This is a genomic window from Marinobacter sp. AN1 (assembly GCF_026013985.1).
GTDB lineage: Bacteria > Pseudomonadota > Gammaproteobacteria > Pseudomonadales > Oleiphilaceae > Marinobacter > Marinobacter segnicrescens.
This window is the reverse complement of record NZ_CP110342.1, coordinates 105019-130341: the sequence shown is the minus strand read 5'-3', so window position 1 is coordinate 130341 and position 25323 is coordinate 105019. Positions and strand designations below refer to the sequence as shown.

21 protein-coding genes are annotated in these 25323 nt (G+C 60.6%); 11 read left to right on the top strand and 10 right to left on the bottom strand.

Annotation, left to right across the window (positions count from 1 at the left end):
• Positions 1-295 precede the first annotated feature (295 nt).
• Both LJ360_RS00570 and LJ360_RS00565 read left to right on the top strand, forming a co-directional pair.
• Positions 296-1207 carry a WYL domain-containing protein gene (locus tag LJ360_RS00570; RefSeq protein WP_091855090.1) on the top strand — a complete coding sequence of 304 codons (912 nt, stop codon included), beginning with the start codon at positions 296-298 and terminating at the stop codon, positions 1205-1207.
• A 49-nt stretch (positions 1208-1256) separates the two neighbouring features.
• A complete protein-coding gene (locus LJ360_RS00565; protein WP_264994936.1) occupies positions 1257-2999 on the top strand; it encodes an ExeM/NucH family extracellular endonuclease in 1743 nt (580 codons plus the stop codon).
• Positions 3000-3016: 17 nt separating this feature from the next.
• Here LJ360_RS00565 and queE read toward each other — a convergent pair whose 3' ends face one another.
• Positions 3017-3694 carry a 7-carboxy-7-deazaguanine synthase gene (queE, locus tag LJ360_RS00560; RefSeq protein WP_091855086.1) on the bottom strand — a complete coding sequence of 226 codons (678 nt, stop codon included), beginning with the start codon at positions 3692-3694 and terminating at the stop codon, positions 3017-3019.
• The gene (queC, locus tag LJ360_RS00555) at positions 3694-4359 is read right to left on the bottom strand and encodes a 7-cyano-7-deazaguanine synthase QueC (protein WP_264994935.1); all 666 of its coding nucleotides are present in this window, start codon (positions 4357-4359) and stop codon (positions 3694-3696) included. Before queC ends, queE begins: the two co-directional genes overlap by 1 nt.
• 202 nt (positions 4360-4561) lie before the next feature.
• Between queC and LJ360_RS00550 the strand changes: the two genes are divergently transcribed.
• From LJ360_RS00550 to LJ360_RS00540, 3 genes are all read left to right on the top strand, one after another.
• Complete coding sequence (locus LJ360_RS00550) at positions 4562-5089, top strand: hypothetical protein (protein WP_091855101.1); 528 nt, start codon at positions 4562-4564, stop codon at positions 5087-5089.
• A 531-nt stretch (positions 5090-5620) separates the two neighbouring features.
• Entirely contained in the window at positions 5621-5893 is a 273-nt protein-coding gene (locus LJ360_RS00545) for a hypothetical protein (RefSeq protein WP_091855082.1), read from the top strand.
• Between the two features lie 56 nt (positions 5894-5949).
• Positions 5950-6294 carry a hypothetical protein gene (locus LJ360_RS00540; protein WP_091855080.1) on the top strand — a complete coding sequence of 115 codons (345 nt, stop codon included), beginning with the start codon at positions 5950-5952 and terminating at the stop codon, positions 6292-6294.
• Here LJ360_RS00540 and LJ360_RS00535 read toward each other — a convergent pair.
• Entirely contained in the window at positions 6280-7866 is a 1587-nt protein-coding gene (locus tag LJ360_RS00535; protein WP_264994934.1) for a sensor domain-containing diguanylate cyclase, read from the bottom strand. The genes LJ360_RS00540 and LJ360_RS00535 overlap by 15 nt on opposite strands.
• Positions 7867-8095: 229 nt before the next feature.
• On the opposite strand from LJ360_RS00535, the gene LJ360_RS00530 reads away from it, so the two are divergent.
• Together LJ360_RS00530 and ybaK are read left to right on the top strand one after the other, a co-directional pair.
• A complete protein-coding gene (locus LJ360_RS00530) occupies positions 8096-9397 on the top strand; it encodes an MFS transporter (RefSeq protein ID WP_264994933.1) in 1302 nt (433 codons plus the stop codon).
• Positions 9398-9454: 57 nt separating this feature from the next.
• Positions 9455-9922 (top strand): Cys-tRNA(Pro) deacylase, encoded by a 468-nt coding sequence (gene ybaK / locus LJ360_RS00525; RefSeq protein WP_264994932.1) that lies wholly within the window; start codon positions 9455-9457, stop codon positions 9920-9922.
• A gap of 354 nt (positions 9923-10276) precedes the next feature.
• Here the strand turns inward: ybaK and LJ360_RS00520 are convergent, their stop codons facing one another.
• The 5 genes from LJ360_RS00520 to LJ360_RS00500 form a co-directional block, all read right to left on the bottom strand.
• Complete coding sequence (locus LJ360_RS00520) at positions 10277-12526, bottom strand: NADP-dependent isocitrate dehydrogenase (protein ID WP_264994931.1); 2250 nt, start codon at positions 12524-12526, stop codon at positions 10277-10279.
• Positions 12527-12829: 303 nt separating this feature from the next.
• Positions 12830-14824: an acetoacetate--CoA ligase gene (locus LJ360_RS00515; RefSeq protein ID WP_264994930.1), complete on the bottom strand. Its 1995-nt coding sequence runs from the start codon at positions 14822-14824 to the stop codon at positions 12830-12832.
• A 13-nt stretch (positions 14825-14837) separates the two neighbouring features.
• Positions 14838-15617: a 3-hydroxybutyrate dehydrogenase gene (locus tag LJ360_RS00510; protein WP_264994929.1), complete on the bottom strand. Its 780-nt coding sequence runs from the start codon at positions 15615-15617 to the stop codon at positions 14838-14840.
• Between the two features lie 150 nt (positions 15618-15767).
• Complete coding sequence (locus LJ360_RS00505; protein WP_264994928.1) at positions 15768-17240, bottom strand: sigma-54 interaction domain-containing protein; 1473 nt, start codon at positions 17238-17240, stop codon at positions 15768-15770.
• A 91-nt stretch (positions 17241-17331) separates the two neighbouring features.
• Positions 17332-17694 carry a DUF6164 family protein gene (locus tag LJ360_RS00500; RefSeq protein ID WP_264994927.1) on the bottom strand — a complete coding sequence of 121 codons (363 nt, stop codon included), beginning with the start codon at positions 17692-17694 and terminating at the stop codon, positions 17332-17334.
• An 83-nt stretch (positions 17695-17777) separates the two neighbouring features.
• Here LJ360_RS00500 and LJ360_RS00495 point away from each other — a divergent pair, with 83 nt between their 5' ends.
• The 4 genes from LJ360_RS00495 (at position 17778) to LJ360_RS00480 (ending at position 22283) form a co-directional block, all read left to right on the top strand.
• A complete protein-coding gene (locus tag LJ360_RS00495) occupies positions 17778-19157 on the top strand; it encodes a DUF2868 domain-containing protein (RefSeq protein WP_264994926.1) in 1380 nt (459 codons plus the stop codon).
• On the top strand, positions 19144-20598 hold the full coding sequence (locus tag LJ360_RS00490; RefSeq protein WP_264994925.1) for a GTPase/DUF3482 domain-containing protein: 1455 nt from the start codon (positions 19144-19146) through the stop codon (positions 20596-20598). The genes LJ360_RS00495 and LJ360_RS00490 overlap by 14 nt, the downstream gene beginning before the upstream one ends.
• Positions 20599-20673: 75 nt before the next feature.
• Positions 20674-21069, top strand: a complete 396-nt coding sequence (locus tag LJ360_RS00485; RefSeq protein ID WP_091850611.1) for an ectoine synthase — start codon at positions 20674-20676, stop codon at positions 21067-21069.
• An 11-nt stretch (positions 21070-21080) separates the two neighbouring features.
• A complete protein-coding gene (locus LJ360_RS00480) occupies positions 21081-22283 on the top strand; it encodes a CynX/NimT family MFS transporter (RefSeq protein ID WP_264994924.1) in 1203 nt (400 codons plus the stop codon).
• A gap of 7 nt (positions 22284-22290) precedes the next feature.
• Here the strand turns inward: LJ360_RS00480 and LJ360_RS00475 are convergent, their stop codons facing one another.
• Positions 22291-23895, bottom strand: coding sequence for a Na/Pi cotransporter family protein (locus tag LJ360_RS00475; RefSeq protein WP_264994923.1), 1605 nt, complete (start codon positions 23893-23895; stop codon positions 22291-22293).
• A 187-nt stretch (positions 23896-24082) separates the two neighbouring features.
• The gene (locus LJ360_RS00470; protein WP_091850617.1) at positions 24083-25258 is read right to left on the bottom strand and encodes a type III PLP-dependent enzyme; all 1176 of its coding nucleotides are present in this window, start codon (positions 25256-25258) and stop codon (positions 24083-24085) included.
• Between the last annotated feature and the right edge of the window lie 65 nt (positions 25259-25323).

Sequence of the window (25323 nt, the reverse complement as noted above, 5' to 3'; positions counted from 1 at the left end):
TTGTGTTCTGGAGGGGGCTCAGCGGCCGCCAGGGTGAATATTCAGCTGACTAAACGACAGCAAACTTGATTTAAGCATCCGATAGCGACAACAGCCATTACGCAGTTGCCGAAACGGCTCCGGATTGAACAGAAAAACACCGCTGCAAGTCGCGCCACGACTGCATTTCACAAAATTTTACATTAATCGCCCGTAACACACTGACCTGTGGTAATACTGCTAACATCGGTCGGGTGATCATGGATCGGTCGCTGTCGACCAGACCTCTGTTAGCCATCACCAAGAGCCCGACATTATGAAAAAAACGGAATGGCCCATTCGCTGGGATCTGCTGCTGCGTTACCGCCTGATAGAAATTGTTGCACTTTGGGAAGGTCGCCTTACCACCAACCATATCTGCCACGGCTTCGGCATTGGCCGTCAGCAGGCGTCAAAGGACATCAATACCTATCTGCGGGAACTGGCACCCGGCAACCTGGTATACGACAGGCATCTGAAAGGCTACATCCCGGCTCCGGATTTCCAGCCCGTAGTGACCCGGGGTGAGCCTGAAGAGTACCTCGAGCTTGCTTGCCGGCATCAGTCGCTGAGCGACTGCTTTGAAAACCTCGATATCGGACTGCCTGACAGCTGTGTGGTGCGGGCCCCCTGTGGCCAGGCCAGCCCCGAGGTTACCCGCGCGGTGATTACCGCCTGTCGTCAGAAACGCAAACTGGAAGCACGCTACCTCACCCTTGAAAATCCGGACGGGGAAACCCTGGTACTGGAGCCCCACACCCTGGTGATGACCGGGCAGGGCTGGCATGTTCGGGCCTGGAACGATCGCCGGCAAGGCTTTGGTGACTATCGCCTCAGCCGGCTCACCGGACAGGTGCGGGTCGCCCGAGACAAGTCCCGGCACCGGGAAGAGCATGATGAGCGCTGGAACCGGATGATCAGCCTGAAAGTACAACCGGCAGCGGGACTGGATGCGGCCAGTCGTCGCCTGGTCTGTGCCGACTATGGCATTGAGGATACGCCCCTGGAAGTACGTTGCCGTGAGGCCATGGCGCCCTGGTTGCTGCCGATGCTGGGGCTACCCTCCGGGGGCCGGGAAGGCGATATAGACAACTGCCAGCTCGAGCTGTCCAATGCCGACGCCTTGCCGGCGTGGATGAAGGCGCCGGACCGTCGGGAGACAAGTGCAACCCAGGCTGATACCGTATAATTGACGTCTCCCGGCCTGCTACGGCCAAGGCCTGACCAGGTAACGGTCTATGCAGAAAGCGGTTGTTGTCATGGTCATGCTGACCATCGTCACTCCGGTCCAGGCGCTGACATGTGGTGCGCCATCTACACCCATATCCACTGTCCAGGGAAAGGCGGATAAGACACCCCTGTCCGGGCAGACGATGACGGTGGAAGGCATAATTACCCTCGACCTCCGCCAACCCGGCGGCTTTGAGGGTTTCTACCTCCAGCAGGCCCCAACTGAACAGGACGACAACCCGGTCACCTCGGAAGCCATCTTCGTGCACACGCGGGTCAGCAGCGGCCGCTCCGGCGACCGGGTCAGATTACGCGGCCGTGCAGGCGAGTACTATGGCCTGACCTCACTGAGCCAGGTGAACGCGGTTTCCGTCTGTGGCTCACCAGGGCTACCGCCCCCCGTCGTATTTCACCCCGGTGAGGCGCCCGCCGACATCCGTGAGTCTCTTGAAGGCATGCTGGTCCACGTTGATCAGCCCCTGGCGGTCACGGACACCTGGAACCTGGCCCGTTACGGTGAGCTTGTACTGGCACCGGAAGTGCAGTGGGTACCCACCCAGCTCCAGCCACCCGTGCCCGGGCTGACACGCCACCTTGACGCACAGGAGCAGGAGAGATTGCTGCTCGATGACGGTCAGCGACGCCAGGATCCCCGCCCCGTGCCCTGGCCAACCGGCAACCTGGCACCGGACAACCCGGTGCGGGTGGGTGACCGGGTTGGCCCCCTGACGGGTATTCTCGACTACCGGTTCGGACATTGGCGACTGCAGCCGCTGGAACCACCTGGGTTCCACTCAACAGAACCACGCTCACCAGCACCTGTGAGGCATGAAAACGCCAACCTGAGGGTCGCATCACTTAACCTGGGTAACCTGTTCAATGGCAACGGCCAGGGTGGCGGGTACCCTTCCCCTCGTGGCGCACGAAGCCATGACGCTTACCAGCAACAGCTGGCCCGCCTGACCGCCCAGATAGCAGCAATGGATGCAGACATCCTCGCAGTATCCGAGTTGGAGAACGACGGTTACGGAGCGCAAAGCGCCATAGCGCAGCTGACAGAACAACTCGGAGAACACTGGCGATTTGTGCAAGGTTCTACCGATTCTCACAGCGATGCAATCCGCAACGGACTGCTCTATCGCCCTGACCGGGCACGCCCGGTGGGAGCGCCCCAGCTGATCAGCCAGGGCGCGTTCACGGACTGGCATCGGCCCGCGCTGGCGCAGACGTTCGAGCTTCCAGATGGCAGCCAGCCCCTTACCATTATCGCGGTGCACCTCAAATCCAAGAGCTGCCGCAATGCTCCACCCATGCAGCAGGCCACGGGAGACGGCCAGGCATGCTTTGCCCGGGCCAGGGCCGATGCCGCCCGGGAACTGGCCCGGTGGGTAGCAAACCGTATCACCGACCAGACCGCGGTGTTATTGACGGGGGATTTCAACGCCTACGCCATGGAAGATCCGCTCCGGATCCTGGCCGAATCGGGTTACCAGGACCTGGTTCGTGATTTTCACGGCCTTCATACCCGGACATTCCGCTTCCATGGCCGGCAAGGCACCCTCGACTATCACCTGGCCAACCACTCGGCGAGGAAGACTGTGCTGGCCAGCCACCTCTGGGCAGTCAACGCTGAAGAGCCAAGAGTCTGGGCCTACGACGCACACAGCAGCTTTGAACTGCCTGCGGGCTATATCTGGCGGGCGTCAGACCATAACCCGGTAATTACCGACCTGCGCCTTGCCCCCAGGTAACACCAGGCTGCCAGGGCTCAGTCAATACCAACGACCTTGTGCATCTGGATGGTCAGGCGCCAGCGGGGATGGCGCAGGCAGTAATCCACGGCCTTTCGGGTATTACTTGCCTTGACCGGATCAGCACCGCTTTCCGGCATTGCCGGCGATGCCATGGGGGACAGAAAATAGTGCCGGGCCCGGATGGAAAGGAAACGTTCCGGCATAGCCAGGGGTTGGGGATAGACCAGCTTGAGCTCATCACATTCACGGATTACCACCTTTGCGTCCGCCTTGGGACTCACGCACAGCCAATCGATGCCTAAAGGTGCCGGCAGGGTACCGTTGGTTTCCACACCCACCTCGAACCCCTGGTCATGGAACGCCGCGATCAGGGGCGCATCAAGCTGCAACAAGGGCTCGCCGCCCGTGCAGACCACATAGGGCACGACACCCTGTTGCCGACCCTCGGCAATATCAAAGGGCCAGAGTGACGCGACATGTTCCACCAGGGCCTCTGCCGTCTCGAACTGCCCGCCATTCTGGCCGTCGGTACCCACGAAGTCGGTATCACAGAAGTTGCACACAGCATCGGCCCGATCCGCTTCACGACCATTCCACAGGTTACACTTGCTGAAACGGCAGAAAACAGCGGCTCGACCAGCCTGTGCGCCTTCACCCTGCAGGGTGTAAAAGGCTTCCTTGACCCGATACATCAGTTGCGCGCCTCGTATGGCAGCGGATCGGTGACACCATGGGCCGCAAACGCTTCCAGGCGCTCCACACACGAGCCACAGACACCACAGGCCTTTTCGCGCCCGTTATAACATGTCCAGGTCTGGCTGTAATCGAGGCCCATGGCAAGGCCATCCGCCAGGATGTCTGTCTTGCTGGCGCGGATGTACGGAGCTTCGATGCGGACCGGTTCGTAGTTGGCAATGCGACACACGGCGTCCATTTTTTCAACGAACTCCGGGCGGCAATCCGGGTAGATGGCATGGTCACCACCGTGGGCACCGAACCAGACCGCATCTGCTTCCACTGTGACCGCATAGCCGGTGGCCAGTGAGAGCAGGATCATGTTGCGGTTTGGCACCACAGTGGATTTCATGGACTCTTCCTCGTAATGACCTTCAGGCACATCACCACCGCCGGTCAGGGCGGAACCGGCCATAACCGCCTTCATGGAGCGGATATCAATTACCTTGTGGGGAAGGCCAAGCTGCTCGCACACGTCTGACGCCGATTTCAGCTCACGGACATGCCGCTGGCCATAGTCGAAGGACAAGGCATGAACCTCGTGACCCTCTGACAGGGCACGGTGAAGCAGGGTGAATGAGTCCATTCCCCCCGAGTAGATCACAACAACACGTTCAGGCACCGGTCCTCCTGCTTGCCAATCGAACATTCTTGCCGAACGGACACTGGTGATTCATCCAGATGTCGTTCAGCATAACCGCGTCTGCGGTGCCAGCCAGGCCCACAGACTTCCTATTGTAACAGCCAGCCGCCAGCATGGGTTCGCGTCAAACCACAGGGACGGTTACACTTTGCAGACAGCCCAGCTACTGACCGAATTGCCGATGACCCATGCCTCCACACCGGCCTTTATCGACTTCGAGGCCTCGAGCCTCGACCTGATTGCCAGTTATCCCATCGAGGTGGGGGTGTGCTTGCCGGACGGCGCGGTATACAGTTGGCTGATCCGCCCCCACGTTCTCTGGCACGACTGGTCTGAAAGTGCGGAAGCCATTCATGGCATCCCGCGCCAGGCATTGATGGAGAAAGGCCATGCTGTACACCAGGTTGCGGGCTACCTCAATGACCTGCTGAGTGGCCAGGTATTCTGTGACGCATGGACGTTCGACAGTTTCTGGCTGCACCGACTGTTCCGTGCTGCTGATATGCAGCCAGCCTTCCAGCTGGAATCCATATCCCTCCTTCTGAACCCCTCCCAGGTGCGCCACTGGACGCCAGCACGACAGAAAGTGATCGCCGAACTGGGACTGCCGGTACATCGGGCCGCCAACGATGCCCGCATCCTGCAGGCTACCTGGCAACTGGTTACCACAGCCGACCAGGACCGTTCCGGCTCTGTCCAGGGCAGATGATCCGCTGTTCGTGGATAAAAAAAGGCGCTGCGGAAGACCCGGAGCGCCAAGACAATAAAGGAGAGATCACACAGTAACCAACTCGCCACTGCGGATTGCACAACGTAAAACACGTGACAGCGAGAATTATCTCCGGCCTGCAGCCCGCAGTCTGTAGGGGTTTGCCGAAGCCAGGGTTAATGCGTATCGGGCAGGAGCTGCTACCCATTTTAAAAGCAGACCGTCCACGCTACACTGGCCAATGCTGGCCTCGATCTGGCCGGCTTTTACTGAATAGTGATACCTGAACGAATACTTGTCAGAGCCAGGCCGGAGAGTCCCGATGGGCTTTAAGAAACAAAGTCATCTCATCCACACGAGCACACGGAGTGAGGCGTGCACGCCTGTCCGTGGCATGGTGAGTTTCAGGTAACGCTTTCGGCCCTGCCCGGAAGCTTCAGGCGACCGGGCATGCAATCTCCCGCATGAGAACCCGGTCCCGTGAGGCCGGGTTTTCTGGTTTTGCAGCCGCAAAACGGTAAGGAGAGTGCCATGAACAGACCCACAACCAGACGTGCCGCCAATATACCGGCCAGCCGCCGGCCGGGCCCCATCCGCCGTCCGGATAAATTGCCGCTGCTGGATGCCATCTGCAAAAAGCTCAACCAGCGGGTTAACCTGGACGACGAACGCAGCGTACTTGGCCTGTATGAACGGGGCTGGATCTTCAATGGTGTGCTTGCCTCCCTGGGCGGGTCAGAGGCCCGGTATGTGAAGGCGTTGGCGAGCCGCTATGATTCCTGGATCGCCCGCCAGGTGGCATAAAGGCCTGATTGCGGAGGAACTGCTATAGTCTGGCTCATGTAACCAAGGAGTGTGCCATGAGCCAGACATCCGTTGCCGATACCCTCCGGGAATACCTGTCCCTGCTTGAGCTACTCGATGATGCCTACTGGGAAGCAGGCAGCATCGCCCACAAGGACCTTCTCTACGACATCATCACCATTTTTCACCAGGAAGTGGCAGAGCTGAATAAACTCAGCATCCAGGATCATCACTATCCCTATGAAGTGATTACGGAAGGTGTGCGGCGAGTCGTGCCACAACTCGAACGCCTGGACGAACAACGCCATGAGGTCATCCAGCGTACCCAGACCCTGACCGACTTCCGGGATATCGTCTCGTCTGTTCTGGGCATCCTGGAAGCCCAGTTACGTACGATCTGAGGTGGCGTCTTCGGCGGAGCCCGGTGCGTATACCTCAATCCGGTTGCGCCCCAGATTCTTCGCCAGGTACATAGCCTTGTCAGCCCGGTTACACAGTTTATCGGCGTCCCCACCGTGGTCCGGGTAGACTGCCACCCCGATGCTGACCGTCATTTCCAGCGACTGACCTTCCGCCACCTGAACAGGCTCCGACGCAACGCGCCTGCGCAAGCGTTCAGCAGTATCACAGGCCTCGTCCACTGACATTTCTGGCAACACCACCAGGAATTCCTCACCACCGAAGCGGCCGAGGGTATCCACGGTCCGGATGCTGTCCGCCAGCCGGAGGCTCACTGTACGCAACACCTGGTCACCTATGGCATGCCCCCAGGAATCATTGACCCGCTTGAAGTGATCCAGGTCCACCCACAGGATCGCCAGCTGCCGTCCATAGCGTTCCGCCCTGACCAGCTCTTCCTGGAGGATACGTTCGGTTTCCCGCCGGTTGAACTGGCCGGTGAGTGGGTCCAGGGTTGCCAGTTCGGAGAGCCGCTCTTCCAGTCCCTTGCGCTCGGTAATGTCGAGTATGATGCCTTCCAGCACCATTCCCTGGTCACCCTCAACTCCACGACCTCGTTCCCAGACCCAGATGAACTCTCCGGTGGCGCGCCGGATACGATACTCCACCGAGAACGTCGAAGCGTTACCAATGGCCTCTTCCACCTGCCGGAGCAGGCCCGGGGAATCAGTGGAATCAATCAGTCCTGCCCAGGAAACCCTCTGATTATCGATCAGATCCTCCGGCTTATAACCGGTGAGTTCCACGCAACCACTGGAAACAAACTTCATGGTCCAGAACTCATCATAGAGACAGCGGTAAGCCATGCCAGGCAAGCTGTCCATGAGATTGGCCAGTTGCCTCTCCCTGGCCTTCAGGGCGTTCTCGGCCGCCCTTTGCTCGGTAATGTCCACACCGATGGCTATAGCGCCAGCCACCTCGCCCCGGGAGTCCTTCAAGGCCCGGGAGTTCCAGGCGATCAGGCGTTCACCGTTATGTTTCGCCAGGATGCGGGTCTCAAGGCCTTCGACCTCTTCCTGTCCTGTAACGATGCCCCTGGCCTGATCCATCACCCAGGCCCGGTAGTCCGGGTCAGGGTAAAGTTTCTGCCAAATCTCGCTGTTTCCGGTAATCTCATCGCTGGTATAGCCGCTGATGCGTTCGGCAGCCCGGTTCCAGATGAGTACTTTTCCTGCCGGGTCGAGCACATTGAGCCAGACATTGGCATTATCAATGACACCTTGCTGGAACTGGCTCAGGCGCAGAATTTCCTCCTGCTGGGCCTTGCGCATGTGGAGCTGCTCCCGGTCCCGCCGCAACTGGCGCAGCAGCACCAGACAAAGCACGGTAGCGGTAACCAGGACGAAGGCCCAGCCTTTCCAGGTCTGCAGTCGGCTGAGGGCGACCGGGTCGCTGACCAGCCTTTCGACTGCAGCGTCGGAGAACAGTATCCACAGCGCTCCTGCCAGCAGGTAAGCCATGGCTATCTTGAGTGAACGCCCCAGTGCCGTTCCCTGTGTCTGGTTATTGTCCATGGGTATTACTTTGTCCTGATAGATTATGGGCTGGCAAGAGATACGCAGCCGGCGCCCGCCTGGCCTGCAAACCTGCCTGACAAGTCGTTGTAATGAAAGTAGTGTGTCACAACAGTCACGTCGACTACTTCAACAATCTTTTACGACTGTCATACTTATTGCGATAGTCTGACAGGTCGGCGAGCTGGCGGGGCGCGCCGATGACCTCCATTAAGCAGGAATTCCAGGCATGGCAGCAGGCCCACCCAGAACGGCACAACAGGAAAACCGCAGGGCACTATGGTCCTGGGCGCTCTACGACTGGGCCAACAGCGCCTTCTTCACCATCATCCTGACATTTATCTTTGCCCGGTATTTCAGTCAGTCAGTGGTACAGGACGACATCGCCGGCACCAATGCCTGGGGCAACATCGTAGGTGTATCCGGAATTGTCGTGGCACTGCTGGCCCCGGTTCTGGGGGCCATTGCCGACCAGTCCGGCCGCCGCAAGCCCTGGCTGATCGCCTTTACCCTGTTGTGTGTGGTTGGCAGTGGCATGTTGTGGTTCGTGGAACCGGGCAGTGGCGATCTGTGGTTCTCTGCCTTCTGGGTTAGCGTGGGCATCCTGGGGGCTGAGTGTGCCTTCATCTTCTATAACGCCATGCTCCCGGATCTTTCATCGCCCAGCCGGCTTGGTCGCTGGTCAGGCTGGTCCTGGGGGCTGGGCTATGTCGGCGGCGTTACCTGTCTCGTGGTGGCCCTGTTCGGGTTTATTGAGGGAGATACCAGCTGGCTTGGGCTGGACCGCGACAACCTCGAACACGTGCGAGCCACCTTTGTACTGGTAGCCCTGTGGTATCTGCTGTTCTCCCTGCCGGCGTTCTTCTTCATCCCGGACCAGCCCTCCCGGGGCCTGTCCATGGGCCAGGCAATCCGGTCCGGCCTTGGCCAGCTGAAGGACTCCCTGGGCAAGGTCCGGGAGCTGGGCCATATTCTCCGCTTCCTGGTCGCGCGGATGCTCTACACGGACGGACTCGCCACCATCTTCACCTTCGGTGGCGTCTACGCCGCCGGCACCTTTGGCATGAACCAGACCCACGTACTGCAGTTTGCCATTGCCCTCAACGTAACCTCCGGCCTGGGGGCGCTGGGGTTTGCGTGGGTGGACGATGCCCTCGGCGGTCGCAATACGGTTCTGTTGTCGCTGGTCGGGCTGGGCACCAGTGCGCTGGCCATCCTGCTGGTGGATTCGACGCTCTGGTTCTGGATCTGGGGCATGGTTCTGGGCATCTTCGTGGGGCCACTGCAGTCTGCCAGCCGGTCCTACATGGCTCGGGTGGTTCCAGCGGACCTGCAGACCCAGATGTTTGGTCTGTTCGCCTTTTCCGGCAAGGCCACCGCCTTTGCCGGCCCCCTGCTGGTGGGCTGGGTAACGGTAGCCACCGGCAGCCAGCGTTGGGGGATGGCAACCATCCTGGTATTCCTGGCGGCAGGGTTCCTGATCATGCTGACGGTGCCCCAGGCCTCCAAAGTGCCTCATCAGCAGCCCTGACTTCTCACAGCTTCAGGGTTATCCTGCACAGTCGAAACCCAGCGTATCGGAGATTCCATGACCCCGGCTGTTGACCTTGTGCGCAAGGAAGGTATCGCCCATACCCTCCACGAGTACGCCCACGATCCCAAGAGCGAATCCTACGGCACCGAGGCGGCCGAAAAGCTGGGCCTGGACCCGGACCAGGTGTTCAAGACCCTGGTAGCAGAAACGGACACAGGCGAACTCGTGGTGGCCATTGTCCCGGTATCCGGCAGCCTCAACCTGAAACAGTTGGCAAAGGCTGCCAGGGCCAAGAAAGCGGCCATGGCGGACAAGCAGAAGGTGCAGCGTACAACGGGGTATGTACTCGGGGGCGTCAGCCCAATGGGGCAGAAAAAGGCACTGAGGACCGTTATCGATGAGTCTGCGCAGGCCTTTGACTCCATCCACGTCAGCGCCGGCCGGCGGGGGCTGGAAATCGAGCTGGCGCCGGCGGACCTGGCGGACCTGACCAGGGCTTCGTTTGCGCCTATAAAAGGATGAATTTTTGCCACGGCCCTTCGACAGGCTCAGGGTGAGCGGGAGAGCACGGAAAAAAGACAAGGAAAAAAAGGGCTGGCCACGAAACCCACGAAAGAACACGAAAAACACGAAAAACACGAAAAACACGAAAAACACGAAAAACACGAAAAAATGATCACAGAATAAAAAGCGTTTGGTTTTTATATTTCGTGTTCTTTCGTGGATTTCGTGGCTAAAACAATCCTTTCATCTTTTCCTTTCGCGTTCTCCCTCTCACCCTCTTTCCCGCTCACCCTGAGCCTGTCGAAGGGCCGTGGCAATAAAAAACCCGGAGAACGTCGCCGCTCCCCGGGTTCTTTTCAGCCTGCCAGTGTATTACTTGCTGGCGCCTTCCTGGCGGGCTTCCTCAAGGATCGCATTGAGGGTCTCGCTGGGCTGCATGACCTTGCATACCTTCTCTGCGGGCGGGTGGTAGTAACCACCGATATCCGCCGGATGGCCCTGGATCACGCTCATTTCTTCCAGGATCTGGTCCTTGTTCTCTTCCAGCTTCTTCGACAGTTTCTCGAAGAACGCTTTCAGGTCCTTGTCCTTGTCCTGGTTGGCCAGCTCTTCCGCCCAGTAACGGGCCAGGTGGAAGTGACTGCCCCGGTTGTCCAGCTCACCGGTCACCCGTGATGGCGACTGGTTATTCTCCAGCAGACGGCCAGTGGCCTTGTCCAGCGCTTCGCCCATCAGGCGGGCACGGTCGTTGCTCTGCTTTTCACCGAGTTCTTCCAGGGAAACCGCAATAGCAAGGAATTCACCCAGGGAATCCCAGCGGAGGTGGTTCTCTTCGAGCAGCTGCTGTACGTGCTTGGGTGCAGAGCCGCCGGCACCGGTTTCGTACAGGCCACCACCGTTGAGCAGCGGTACGATGGACAACATCTTGGCGCTGGTGCCCAGTTCCAGGATCGGGAACAGGTCAGTCAGGTAGTCGCGCAGTACGTTACCGGTTACAGAGATAGTGTCCTTGCCACGGATCAGGCGCTCCATGGTGTGACGGATAGCCATTACCGGCGGCATGATGCGGATGTCCAGCCCCTCGGTGTCGTGCTCCTTCAGGTAGGTTTCCACCTTCTTGATCAACTGGGCGTCGTGGGGACGCTCGTCATCCAGCCAGAACACCGCCGGCATACCGCCGGAGCGTGAACGATTGACCGCCAGCTTGACCCAGTCGCGGATCGGCAGGTCCTTGGTCTGGCAGGCGCGCCAGATATCACCCTGCTCCACCTTGTGTTCGGTGAGTACGGTGCCGTCTTCGGTAACGACGCGGACAATACCGTCTTCGGGAATTTCGAAGGTCTTGTCGTGGGAACCGTATTCCTCGGCCTTCTGGGCCATCAGACCCACGTTGGGTACGGTACCCATGGTGGTGGGATCGAAGGCGCCGTGGGTCTTGCAGAAGTTGATCACTTCCTGGTAGATGGTGGCGTAGGTGGACTCGGGCATGACGGCCTTGGTGTCCTTCAGCTTGCCGTCACGGGCCCACATCTTGCCGGAGTTACGGATCATCGCCGGCATGGAAGCGTCGACGATCACGTCACTGGGCACATGCAGGTTGGTGATGCCCTTGACGGAATCCACCATGGCGATTTCCGGGCGGTGCTCGTAGGTCTTGTGCAGGTCTTCCTGGATCTGCTCCTGCTTGGACTCCGGCAACTGCTTGATCTTCTCGACCACGGACGACAGGCCGTTGTTCGGGTTAACGCCGATTTCCTGGAACAGGTCGCCGTACTTGTCGAACAACTCCTTGTAGAAGACCTTTACCGCATGCCCGAACACGATCGGGTGGGAGATCTTCATCATGGTGGCCTTGACGTGCAGGGAGAACATCACGCCGGTCTTTTCGCAGTCTTCGATGGCATCTTCGAAGAACTTCACCAGCTTCTTCTTGCTCATGAACATGCCGTCGAGCACTTCACCTTCCAGCAGGGGCAGGTCAGACTTCAGCACGGTCTGCTCGCCCTTGGTGTTTTCAAACACGATGCGGGCATTGGTGGCCTTGTCCAGGGTCACAGACTGCTCGCTGGAGTAGAAATCACCACCACGCATATGGGCTACGTGGGTGCGTGAGGCCGGGCTCCACTCACCCATGGTGTGAGGGTATTTGCGGGCGAAGGCCTTGACCGCGGCCGGGGCGCGACGATCCGAGTTGCCTTCACGCAGCACCGGGTTTACCGCGCTGCCCAGTACCTTGGAATAACGGGCCTGGATATCCTTCTCTTCGTCGTTTTCCGGGTGTTCCTTGTACTCAGGAACCTTGTAGCCCTGATCGTTCAGTTCCTTGATCGCGGCACGAAGCTGGGGAATGGACGCGCTGATGTTCGGCAGCTTGATGATGTTGGCTTCCGGATCCTTGGTGTACTCGCCCAGTTCAGCAAGGGCGTCGGGAACACGCTGGCCTTCTTCAAGGTAGTCGGGGAACGTAGCCAGGATACGGGCGGCCAGGGAAATATCGCTGGTCTCGAAGGTAATACCCGCCGGCGTAGTGAACGTCTGAAGAATAGGCAGAAGAGAGCGGGTCGCCAGTGCCGGAGCTTCGTCGGTCAGTGTGTAGACAATCTTAGGGTTTGATTCTGTCATGTGCGTCCTCAAGGTTGGTTGTCAGTTCAGGACGGTCAGGGCTGATACCGGCGTCTTGTGGACTCCGGATTCAGGAAGCTCTGTTGCACGGGGCATCAGATAGGTCAGAGCCTCCATACGCAGACACTGATTACGAACTTTTTATTGGAGCTAGACAATATACCAGTTTTTAGGTCACTCAGGTTACGATTTTAGTCTAAAGTCGCAGCGCCCGCCGGTTGACAGACCGCACTGAAATCGACCCACAAGCCAGCTTGCAGGCCGTTCCTGACAACAGTATGACGGTCGGTTACGCTGTCCCCGTTACTGATCTGGCGCCAGCAGCCCCGCCTCGGCCAGCGTTTCGCGGATGCTGTCGAGGGCTTCCGGGTTGGCCAGCGCATCCCGGTTATCCGAGCGGGCCGAGCCGTTGAGTAACCGGGCCACCGCCAGCTCCACTTTCTTGCCACTGCGAGTGTAAGGGATATCCGAAACGGCGAGGATATGCTTCGGCACGTGGCGCGGGCTGGCCCCCTCCCGGATACGCTGTCGCAGGGTCTTGGTGAGCTCCCCTGTGAGCTGATGCCCGGGCGCCGGCACGAGCAGCAGCACGATCTCCACGTCACCCTCCACCTGCCGGCCCACCACCAGGCTGTCGGCAACCTCGGCGATGGTTTCTACCTGTCGATAGATTTCCGCGGTACCGATACGGACCCCACCGGGATTCAGGGTAGCGTCGGAGCGGCCGTAGATGATCGCACCACCATGCTCGGTGAATTCGATAAAGTCGCCATGGGCCCATACGCCCGGGAAGGTATCGAAGTAGGCACTGCGATAGCGCTCACCCGCCGGATCATTCCAGAATCGCACGGGCATGGAAGGCAGAGGCTGGCGGCAGACCAGCTCGCCCCGCCCTTCGCTCACCGGCTTGCCGTCATCGCCGTACGCCACGGCATCTACCCCCAGGAAGCGGCACTGGATCTCGCCACGACGGACCGGCAATAACGGACAGGCGCCGACGAAACACCCGCAGATATCGGTACCACCGGCAATAGAGCCAAGCAGGACCGCCGGAGCTCCGTCGCTGTAGACCCAGTCATAGTCCTCGGGCAGCAGCGGCGAGCCGGTGGAGAAAATCACCCGCAGGTGACTCTGGTCCAGATCCCTGGCGGGCCGGATTTCCGCCTTTCGGCAGCCGGCCAGGAACTTCGCGCTGGTGCCGAAGTGGGTTATACGTTCGCTGGCAACCACCTCCCACAACATGCTGATATCCGGATAGCCCGGGGAGCCATCAACCGTTACCACGGCAGCGCCGGTCATCAGCGCCGAAACCTGCCAGTTCCACATCATCCAGCCGCAGGTGGTGAAGTACAGGAAACGGTCGTCCGGGCCAACGTCCCCGTGCAGCATCAATTCCTTGGCGTGGTTCACCAGAATGCCCGCACTGCCATGGACGATGCACTTGGGCTTGCCGGTAGTACCCGAGGAATAGAGGATGTAAACCGGATGGTCCGGTGGCAACGGCACAAAGGACGGGGCTTCGCCCCCGCCAGCGGCCAACGCATCGTCCCAGGTGGTGACCTTGTCGCCGGCCAGGGGCTCACCATCGGGCAGCTGTGGGATGCTGACCACGCATTTCAGGGATGGCAGCTGTGCTACCAGTTCCGCGAATTCGTCTTGGCGACGGAAAACCTTGCCGCCGTAACCGTAACCGTTGACGGTAATCAACGCCGCCGGCTCAATCTGGCCAAAACGGTCATTGATGGCGCCCACACCAAAGTCCGGTGAGGCCGAGCTCCAGATGGCCCCCATGCTGGTAGCGGCCAACATGCCGACAATAGCCTCGTAGCCGTTGGTGACGATACCCGCGACCCGGTCGCCCTGTTGCACCCCCTTACTCCGCAGGAAGGCCTCCAGGGCCCCCACATCGGCTTTCAGGCGGCGGTAGCTGCGGCGCAGGACCGGGCGCGTCTCGCAATGGGCGACAACCGCTTCGCTGTCGGCATGGTCGCCTTCCGCCATGCGCAGCAGGTTGGCGGCAAAGTTCAGTTTCATGCCCGGGAACCACTGGGCACCCGGCATTTCACGACTGCCCAGCACCGTGTCGGCAGGCGTATCGCAGACCAGTCCGCAGAAATCCCAGACCTGCTGCCAGAAGACGTCGAGGTGCTCGATGGACCACTGATGCAAGGCGTGATAATCGGTAAACGGGCCATAGCCCTGCTGTTCCAGGGAGGCCTTGAAGCGGCCCATGCGCGACTGCTCCCGGGTCTCCGGCGATGGAGTCCAGACAACACGGGATTGCTCTGTTGTACTCATCCGAATCTCCTGTTTACTGCATGTGCCAGCCGTGACTGACCACGATGGACTGTCCAGTCAGGGCAGAGGAGGGAAAAGCGGCCAGGTGCACAGCCAGTTCCGCCACATCTTCAACGGTAGTGAACTCGCCATCCACCGTGTTCTTGAGCATGACGTTGCGGATAACCTCCTCTTCGGAGATACCCAACTCCTTCGCCTGTTCCGGGATCTGTTTTTCCACAAGCGGCGTACGCACGAAGCCCGGGCAGATGATATTGCTGCGAACCTTGTGTTCGGCGCCCTCTTTTGCCACGGCCCTGCAAAGTCCCAGCAAGCCATGCTTGGCGGCGACATAGGGAGATTTGAGGGGCGAGGCCTCTACCGAGTGCACCGACCCCATGTACAGCATGGCGCCGCCCTTGCCGGCGTACATCTGTCGCAGCGCAGCCCGGGTTACGAGGAAGGCACCGTGAAGGTGGACATCGATGACCTTCTGCCAGTCAGCGTAGGCCAGCTTGTGGATGGGATCGATATGCTGGATGCCGGCATTGGCCAGGGCGATATCGACGCCGCCCCACTGGTCAGCCACCGCCTTGAAGCCGTCATCCACGGCCTGCTCGTCGGTTACATCCATGGCCAGGGCAATCGCTTCGCCACCGGCCGCCCGGATGGCGTCAGCCGCTTCAGTGGCGGTTTGCAGGTCCAGGTCGGCAATGGCAACCCGGGCGCCTTCCCGGGCGTAGTGTTCGGCAATGGCGCGGCCAATGCCCCGGCCAGCGCCGGTGATGAGGGCCGTTCTGTTCTTGAGTCGCATAGCGGATACCCCTTGTTGTTGCATTGTTGGTAGTCGGGACCCGGGTGTAGCAGCATCTGTGCCGGTTATTATTTTTATTTTATATCAATGAGTTAATGTTAAAGCTCTGAATTCATGGCGAATGGTATGTCCTGTTTCCTGGACAAATCGTCAATCCGGTGTCCGGCTTCCAGGACAAGTGTCCGGTTTGCAGGACATTCTGCCAAGCCTCTCATAAAGGGCCGAGCGGGACACACCCAACAACCTTGCCGCGCGCGTCCGGTTACCACCCGTTGCATCCAGTGCAGCAGTAATGGCATCGGCTTCAGCCCTGGCTAACACGTCGGCGAGAGGCCTCACAGGCAACGCAGCCGCGTCCCCAGGCCCCACACCAGGGTTCCGGCCGGTTTCGGCCGTCCCCAGCCGCGGCAACGCCTGGGCCAGTGCCCGCACATCCAACACTGAAGCATCCTCCGCCAGCGTCAGTGCCCGCTCCAGGACATTACGAAGCTCACGTACATTACCTGGCCAGCTGTGGCGCCCCAGCAGTTCCAGCGCCTCACGGGTAATGCCCGCTTCCGGGCCAGCTCCGCCGGCAAGTTCTGCCAACAGCCCCTCACACAATATGCCGAGGTCAGCAGGCCGTTCGCGCAGTGGCGGCACAAGTATCTCCAGCACATTCAGACGATAGTAAAGATCGGATCTGAACTGTCCCGCGGCAATCATGGCCGGCAGGTCACGGCTGGTCGCGGCAATGACCCGAACATCCACCGACTGAACCTGGCCCGAGCCCAGTGGCTCCACCTCACCTTCCTGCAGGGCTCGCAGAAGCTTTGCCTGCATCGGCAACGGCATGTCACCGACTTCATCGAGAAATAGGGTACCACTGTGGGCCAGCTGAAACCGGCCGTCACGATACTTGCCCGCACCGGTGAACGCCCCGGGGGCCACACCAAAGAACTCCGCTTCCAGCAGTGTTTCCGGCACGGCGGCCACGTTGACGGCAACAAAGGGGTTTTCTGCTCGGCGCGACGCGGCATGGATAGCCTGGGCCAACACCTCCTTACCGGTGCCGGTTTCTCCCCGGATAAGCACAGGCATGTCCCGCCCCGCCGACAGCCGTGCCTTGCGCTTGACCTCCAGTGCCTGCGGTGTCGCACCAACAAAGTCAGACAGGCTGTACCGGGCACTTCGCGAGCGCCTGGCCAAAGCCTTGCGCGCGGCCTGCAGGTCCTGGTGCAACCGGCGATAGCGGGCAACCAGTGGCGTCAGCGGTTGCAGGTCATCATAGAGAACGCACGCGATAGCGCCGTTGGCGTCTCCCTGCCCGTCGTACCAGGGCAGGCGCGTGACCACCAGTTGCTGTCCCTCATGCTCCATGATGTCCAGCAACAGGGGGTCGCCGCTTTCCACCACTTCCGGCATACGACTGTGGGGGATGATGCGCCGGACCGGTTGCCCGATAACGTCGCTCTGACGTTTGCCGAGCAGCTGGCAGTAACTGTCGTTGATCCAGGTAATCCGGGATTCCCGATCAACAGCAATGGCACCGGCACTGGCCTTCTCGAACATCGCCATTAGCGCGTCGATCATTTCCCGGGTCAGCCCTTGTATACGGCCGGGCTCATAGGCTTCTGATGACATACCTTTCTCTTGTTGTTTCTACTTAACGCTTTGCCCAGGAACACCGGTATCTGACCCAGCTCCGTGACCTGCAGTGATCTCACGCCTACCGTCATCCCAGCCGGAGAAACGGGGCCAGCGAGATACCCAGAATGAACAGCAACGCCAGCAGTGCAGCAATGACGGTCACGGGCTTGCGCAGGAACTGGTGCCACACCCCCGTACCCCTGCCTTCCTGCACAGCCTCTTCCCAGGCCTGACGCTGGGTGCTCAGACGCCTGGATTGATACGCCTTGAGCAATTCCTTCGCACGCTCTGCCTCTGCCGCATCATGCACCCAGAAGCCGCCCATACTGATGCCCCAGAACGAGGGCGGCGTTTCGTAGTAGTTCACCTCGTGCTCCTCGAACAGGGCGCGGATTTCATCGGCCTCGTCATCGGGCACATGGCGCAGATTCATCAAATGGTGGGGCATCGGTTACACTCTCCCAGGAGTCTGCACGGCAAAAATCGTACGGACTCCAAGCCTGTTCGGTGTCATTCATACAAGGATACTCCATGCCCGGCCACCTTGAGACCCTGCTGGCCTTTGATCGTCAGTACCAGCGCGACCAGCAGCAGTCGCCGGTCTTTCTTCACCGCCGGGATCGTCGTTACGCACTGGATAGCAGTGAGGGACAGGCGCCCGACATTTCCCGGTGGCTGGCCCAGCTTCACGCCATTGGCAGCCACGGTGCTGACCGGTACGACTTTCCGGAAATCCGCTTCTGGCGGCGCTTTTCCAACGGCTTCATTGCCGCAGGAGCCCTGCTGGGTGTCATTACCATGTCCGGCCTGCTGTTCTATGACGGCGGCCAGCAGATCAATGTCACAGTCATTCTGGGCTTTGTCCTGCTGCAGCTGATGCTTGCCCTGTACACCGCCGTCCAGGGCCTGGCCGGATGGCAGCCCTGGGCGCCGTTGATACACAGCCTGCAGCAACGCTTACAGAAGCAACAGCCCTCGCCAGCACTGTCGCCCCTGCTGGGCCCGATGATGACCAGGACCGCCCAGACAGCCGGACTTGTTTTCGGGGCCACTGCCCTGATCACCCTGCTGCTTTCGGTGGTGTTCCAGGACCTTGCCTTTGGCTGGAGCACCACCCTGGACACATCCGCTGAGGCATGGCACCGGGTAGTCAGCTGGGTGGCCTTGCCCTGGTCAGGCTGGCTGCCGGTGGCCAGCCCCTCGCTGGACCTGGTGGAAGATACCCGGTTCTTCCGGCTGGAAGGAAGCGGGGTGGACACAGCGTCGGCCCGCTGGGGCGCGTGGTGGCCCTTTGTGGCCATGACCTGGCTGGCCTGGATCATCCTGCCCCGCGCCATCCTCCTGGCCGTTGCCACCGTGGACCTGCGTCGCAAGGGTCGCCGCGCCGTGACGCGACACCCGGGGTACCAGGCTCTACTATGGCGTATGGAAACGCCCGCCGTCGATACTGGCGCCGACACCCGCGACAGTGGAAAGCTACCCGAAGATCACCATTCGGCCACAGTGACGGTTCCCCACTCTCCACTGGCGGTCAGCTGGGCAGGAGCAACGGCCGACGCCCTGCTGCCGGGAGTCGACAAGCCCCTGCCCAGGGCTGGCGGCGCCCAGAGCCTGCAGGCGGACCGGGACACGCTGGCGAACCTGGCTCATCAAATCACTGAAGGTCGCCGCCAACTGGTGGTGGTGACCCGCAGCTGGGAACCACCCACTGCAGAACTGGCGGATTTTCTGGAAGACGCCAGCGAACAGCTACCCGGTGTCACCATCACCCTGTTGCCAGTCGCTACAGAACCCGGCCAGCGACCGGATGAACAGAAGCTGGGTCAGTGGCTACGGTTCGCCGAGCGAGTCGGGCAGGGGGTCCGCGTAGCCGCGGCTGAAACACGGGAGGCCGCCCATGGTCTCCAGTGATGAGGCGCCGGTATTCGCTGTTGTGGGCCACCCCAACCGGGGCAAGTCCAGTGTCGTAGCCACCCTTTCCCAGAACGACAGCATCGCCATTGCCCTGGAACCCGGTACAACCCGGGAGAGCCAGACCTACCCCCTGCAGGTGGACGGCCGCACGCTCTACACGCTGGTGGACACCCCCGGTTTCCAACGTCCCCGGCGGGTACTGGAGTGGCTGGAAGCCCACAGTCTGTCCGCCTCGGACCGCCCGGATACCGTAGCCGCCTTTGTTCACCAGCACCGGGACAACCCGCGCTTCCGGGACGAGTGTGAACTGCTGGCCCCGATCATCGAGGGCGCCGGGATCATTTACGTAGTGGACGGCTCGGTGCCTTATACCGCGGAACAGGAAGCGGAAATGACGATATTGCGCTGGACAGGTCAACCCAGCCTGGCGCTCATCAACCGCATCGGCCCGGACGATCACACCGCCAGCTGGCAATCCGCACTGGGACAGTTCTTCCAGATTGTCCGCAATTTCGATGCGGTTCGCGCCCCGTTTGAGCAGCACCTGGGTCTGCTGAAGGCATTTGGCCAGCTGCGCCCGGACTGGGAGCAGCCGCTGGAAGACGCCGTGGGTTTCCTGACCCGGCAACGGGAAGACCGGCAATGGCGCTCGGCCCATCTGATTGCGTCGGCACTGACCGAGATGATGACCCACCAGGAATCGCGCGCACTGCCGAAAACCCTGGCCACTGCAGGCAGCGATAGCCGGCAGGCCCTGGAAGCGCGCCTGCGGGAACGCTGGTACCAGTACCAGCGGGAACGGGAGGAGACGTTACGGAAGGACGTCGAGACGCTCTACCAGCATCACCAAATCGCCCGCCAGGAAGCTGCCCTGAGCTGGCACCATGACCACGACCTGTTCAGCGAGGAAACCCGGCAGGTCTGGGCCGTCAGCAAGGCCTACCTGGCCACCGCCGGTTTTGGCGCCGGGGCGGTCGGGGGTGTCGGTATCGACGCCCTGACCCTGGGGCACTCCCTTGGCGCAGGCGCCCTCATCGGAGGTTTGCTGGGGGCGGCGGGCAGCTACTTCTATGGCGACCGACTGGCCATACGAGCACTCAACCTGGGCTCTCTCAAGGGCGCAGGTGACCTGCAAACTGCCACCTTTGGTCCGGTGCAGGACCTTCAGTTCGGCTATATTGTCCTGGGGAGGGCCGTGGATCACTGGTGGCATATCAGCCAGCGTAACCATGCCGGTCGTGAGCCGCTGGAGTTACCGCCATCAGAAAGCCACTGGCTGGAGAACCTCCATAGCGAAACCCGCAAGGCTCTCCAGCAGGCCCTCACCCGGCTACGCAAGAACCGCAAGCTCAGCCACGGTGAACAGCAGGAACTTGAAGTGGCCCTGCACAGTGCTCTGGAAGGGTATAGCCACTGGCGCCTGGAAAGCATCGCTTGAAATGCATAGAGGTCTAATGTTTATACTATAAAGCTGTTTCACCCGATTCTGGCCAATCAACCATGAGGTACGCCCATGAAAATCGTTAGAGTTCAGGACATCATTGGTACCGAGCGTGAAGTCAGCGACAAGCAGTGGACCAGCCGCCGCCTTCTGCTCAAGAAGGATGGAATGGGATTCTCCTTCCACGAAACCATCATCAAGGCAGGCTCCGAGCACACCTTCTGGTACAAGCACCATCTGGAAGCGGTTTACTGCGTTGCCGGTAATGGTCGCATCAAGGACCTGGCCACGGGTGAAGTCCATGAGATCACCGACGGTACCCTCTACGCCCTCGACAACCACGACAAGCACACCCTGTACGGTGGCACCGAGGACATGCGCCTGATTTGCGCCTTCAACCCGCCGGTGACCGGCCAGGAAGTCCATGACGAGGACGGCGCCTACCTGCCGGACACCAGCGATAACTGATCCGGTCTGATATGGCGGCTGACCCGACCGCTGACACACCGCCACCGCCAGCGCGCCTGCTGCCGGTGGCGGTGTTGCTTTGGCTTGCAGGGCTTTACCTGCGGGTCCCGATCCTGGTGGCGCCGCCGCTGGCACCGTTTATCAGTGCCGACCTGGGGCTGAACCAGGCCCTTACCGGGGCGCTCACTACCCTGCCCATCCTGATGCTCGCCATCGGCGCCATGCCTGGCTCCCTGGCCATATCCCGCCTCGGACCCCGCAATACCCTGGTACTGGCCATGGTCATTATGGCGCTTGGTTCCGCCGCCCGCGGCATGGCACCCGAGATTGTCACCCTGTTAGCCGCCAGCACCGTCATGGGGCTTGGCATTGCAATGATGCAGCCAGCTTTACCGGCACTGCTGCCACGATGGCTCCAGCCCCACCATGTTGCCATGGGCACGGCAATTTACATGAACGGGATGCTGATGGGGGAGTTCGTAGGCGCCGGCGTCACCCTGCCGGTTCTGGTACCCCTGATGGATAACAGCTGGCGCCTGACACTACTGGCCTGGTCACTTCCGGCCCTGCTGGTAGCCGCTGCCCTGTTCCTGCCGAAACGGGACCTGGCCCGCCCGGCACAGCGTGCCACCTGGCTGCCGGACTGGTCCAACCCGCTGACCCTGAAAATCGGCGTGTTGCTGGGCCTGTCCGCATCCATGTTCTTCGGGCTCAACGCCTACATGGGCAACCTGCTCGAGCAGACCGGGCACTTCGACAAACTCTCCCGGGCCCTGTTCTTCTACAACATTGCCCAGGTGTTCGCCTCACTGGTGATGCTGAAAACCGCACGCCGATGGGTCGGCCGTCGCTACCTGATCGGGGTGATGGCGGTGGTCAGCGTGGTGGGCACCATCGGCGCCATTGTTCTGGAAGGCTGGTGGGCCATTGCCAGTGCCACGATGATGAGCTTCGTGGCCGGCATACTGCTGATCCTGCTGGTGGCACTGCCACCACTGCTGACCCGCCCCGGAGAAACCGGCCGGCTGTCGGCAGGTACCTTTCTGGTGGGTTACACCATTGCCTTCGTTGTGCCCATGATCGGCGGAGCCGTAGCCGACATGACCGGCGATGTTCGTCACAGCATCCTGGTAATGATTGTCTATAGTGTTCTGGTACTGCCGGTGATCCGGACCCTGGACCTTACGCCTGCAAGGCGCGCCCAGGAAAGTTGATCCCGATTCAGGGTTCGGCCTGGGGCGATTCACCGCCTGAGTCTGAGCCGGCCAGCATGGCCTTTGCCTTGATACCCTGATCCAGCATCCGTCGCAGGGCGCTCAGGTCATCCAGTGCTGCCTGGCCCCGGTCTTCGTCCACCTCACCGTTCACGATGGCCCGTAATACGGACACCTTGAGCTTCTGGTAAAGAGCTTCCACTTCCCTGACGGCTTCACTGTCGCGGTCTTCCGAAGTCAGCAGTCGGTTGAGCGCTTCCAGATATCGGTCCATCAGCAGTCTGACCGTCTGTTCCGGCATCGCACGACGTAGTTCGCGTAGCCGGATGGCACTGCCAGCCTGTCCGGCCACTTCCGACAGGTAACGGGCGGTGCGCACCGCCACGGTCAGTTGTTCCACCAGCTCCGGAGACATTTTCTCCGCCCGGGTCCTGGCGGCAAATCCGGTTATGGCGTTATACAGGCTATGGATAGCCGAAGTCTGGCGGGCACCCGCCGCCACCGTCATACCCTCCCGGGTGAGGGCGGCGTGAACCAGGCCGGTGACCAGCTCTTCCATCCGCTCCAGCTCCTGTTGCAACGCACCCACCGCCAGCTCCGGGGTCGAGGCCACGGTACGGTCCAGGTAGCGGGGCCGTGACAGATCCTCCTCGGCACTGCGGAAGAACCGGTCCAGCCGACGGGCCAGCCAGGGCACCAGGGGCAGGAGCAGGGCAATACCGATGAGTTTGAACAGGGTGTGGAAGGCCGCCAGCAGAATGGCCGGGCTACCTTCCAGGTCCAGCCAGTCCGCCAGCAGGCCGGCAAGGGCCAGCACAAGGGGCATCACCGCCAGGGCGATAACGCCGGCGACGAGGTTGAACAGGATATGACTCACGGCCAGGCGACGGGCATTGGCAGTGGCATTGAGCACCGCTACCGCCGCGGTTGAGGTGGTACCCAGGCTGGCACCAATCACACCGGCAGCGCCGGCTTCCAGGCTGATCACGCCGGTACCGGCCGCCGTCAACACAATGGCCAGGGTCGCCGACGAAGACTGGGTAAGCAGGGTGATCACAAAGCCGATACCCAGGTACATGGCCCAATGGGCACCTGCACCGCCTTCAACGGTGGAACTGAAGCCCGTGGCAAAGCCCCCCAGGGAATCCTTCAGCAGGTCCAGTCCCAGGAAGAACAGCCCGAAACCAGCCAACGCTTCACCAAGCGAAGCCCAGCGGCTACCGGAGCCGGCAATGCGGAGAATGACACCCACGGTCAGAATGGGCAGCGCCAGCGCACTGATCTTGAAACCACTGCCCACCAGCGCTACCAGCCAGCTGGTCACCGTGGTCCCCAAGTTGGCCCCGAACACCACGGCAATCGCCTGGGACAAGGTCAGCATCCCGGCGTTGACGAAGCCGATGGTAGCCACCGTCACCGCACTGGAGGACTGAACCAGGCCGGTGATCAGGATACCAGTGGCCAGCCCCCGCAGCGGGCGGTCTGTCCATCGCTCCAGCAGGCGTTTGAGCCCGGCACCGGCAAAGGTTTTCAGGCCATCGGTCATCATGCCCATGGCCAGCAGGAACAGGGCGAGGCCGCCAGCGGCCTGGACAATCACTGAAAAACTCAAGAAAAGGACTCCATGTCAGGTGGGTCGAGGCCAATTCCGGTTTGCTTCTTCCAGAGCAGGCCACCCCATGGATAACAAGCCGTGGGGTGGGGGCAGGTTTCTGTAGGGAACAATTGTCTGAGCGAAGCGAGTTTTTTGTTTCCGTAAGAAACCTGCCCCCGCCCTGCGGCTTACACCGAGAGTGACCTCAGATGTAGTAGTCTTTCAACGGAGGAAAGCCGTTAAATTCCACCGCACTGTAAGTCGTAGTATAGGCACCGGTGGACAGCCAGTACATCCGGTCACCGATAGCCAGGTTCAGCGGCAGCGGGTACTTGTGGTGCTCATACATGATGTCAGCACTGTCACAGGTCGGCCCCGCGATCACACAGTCCTCGCCTTCACCGGTTTTCTCGGTCCAGATAGGGAACTTGATGGACTCGTCCAGGGTTTCGATCAGCCCGCTGAACTTGCCCACATCGGTGAACACCCATCGGTGCAGCGCTGTACGGGATTTACGGGAAATCAGCACCACCTCGCTTACCAGCACACCGGCATTGGAAATCAGTGAGCGCCCCGGCTCAATGATGATCTCCGGCAGGTCATCGCCGAAATCCTCCTGCAGGAAGCGGGCGATTTCCTCGGCATATACACGCAATTCGTTGGTGCGGGTGATGTAGTTGGCCGGAAAGCCCCCGCCCATGTTGATCATCTTCAGCTCGATGCCGTCTTCTTCCTTCAGGCGCTCGAAGATGACCTTTACCTTGCCAAGGGCCGCATCCCAGGCACCGATTTCCCGCTGCTGGGAACCCACGTGGAAAGATACACCGTAAGGTACCAGGCCCAGGTCGCGGGCCAGGATCAGCAGATCCATGGCCATATCCGCCTGGCAGCCGAACTTGCGGGACAGGGGCCAGTCTGCAGTCAGGGTGCCTTCGGTCAGAATGCGCACATAGACCTTCGATCCGGGCGCCGCCTTGGCAATATTACGCAGGTCTGCCTCGGAGTCAGTGGCAAACATGCGGACACCCTTCTCGTAAAAGGTGCGCACGTCCTTCGCTTTCTTGATGGTATTGCCATAGCTGATCCGGTCACCGGTCACCCCCAGTGCCATCACCTTTTCCAGCTCGTACACCGATGCAATATCGAAATTGGCACCCTTGTCCCGCAACATGGTCAGAATCTGCGGAGCCGGGTTCGCCTTCACTGCGTAGTAGACCCTGGCATAGGGAAAACCTTCCACCAGCTCATCGTACTGACGGTTGATTGTGGCGGTGTCGATGACCACGAATGGCGTTTCCTTCGTGTTTGCAAAATCCTTGATGCGTTTGAAGGTCTCGGCGTCGTAGTAATCGGCGATGTTGGCGTTGGCGAGGTCGGTCATGGGTGGTGTTTCCCTCCACAGGGTATACGCGCAATAAAAAAGGGTGACAGTCTGGCTGCCACCCC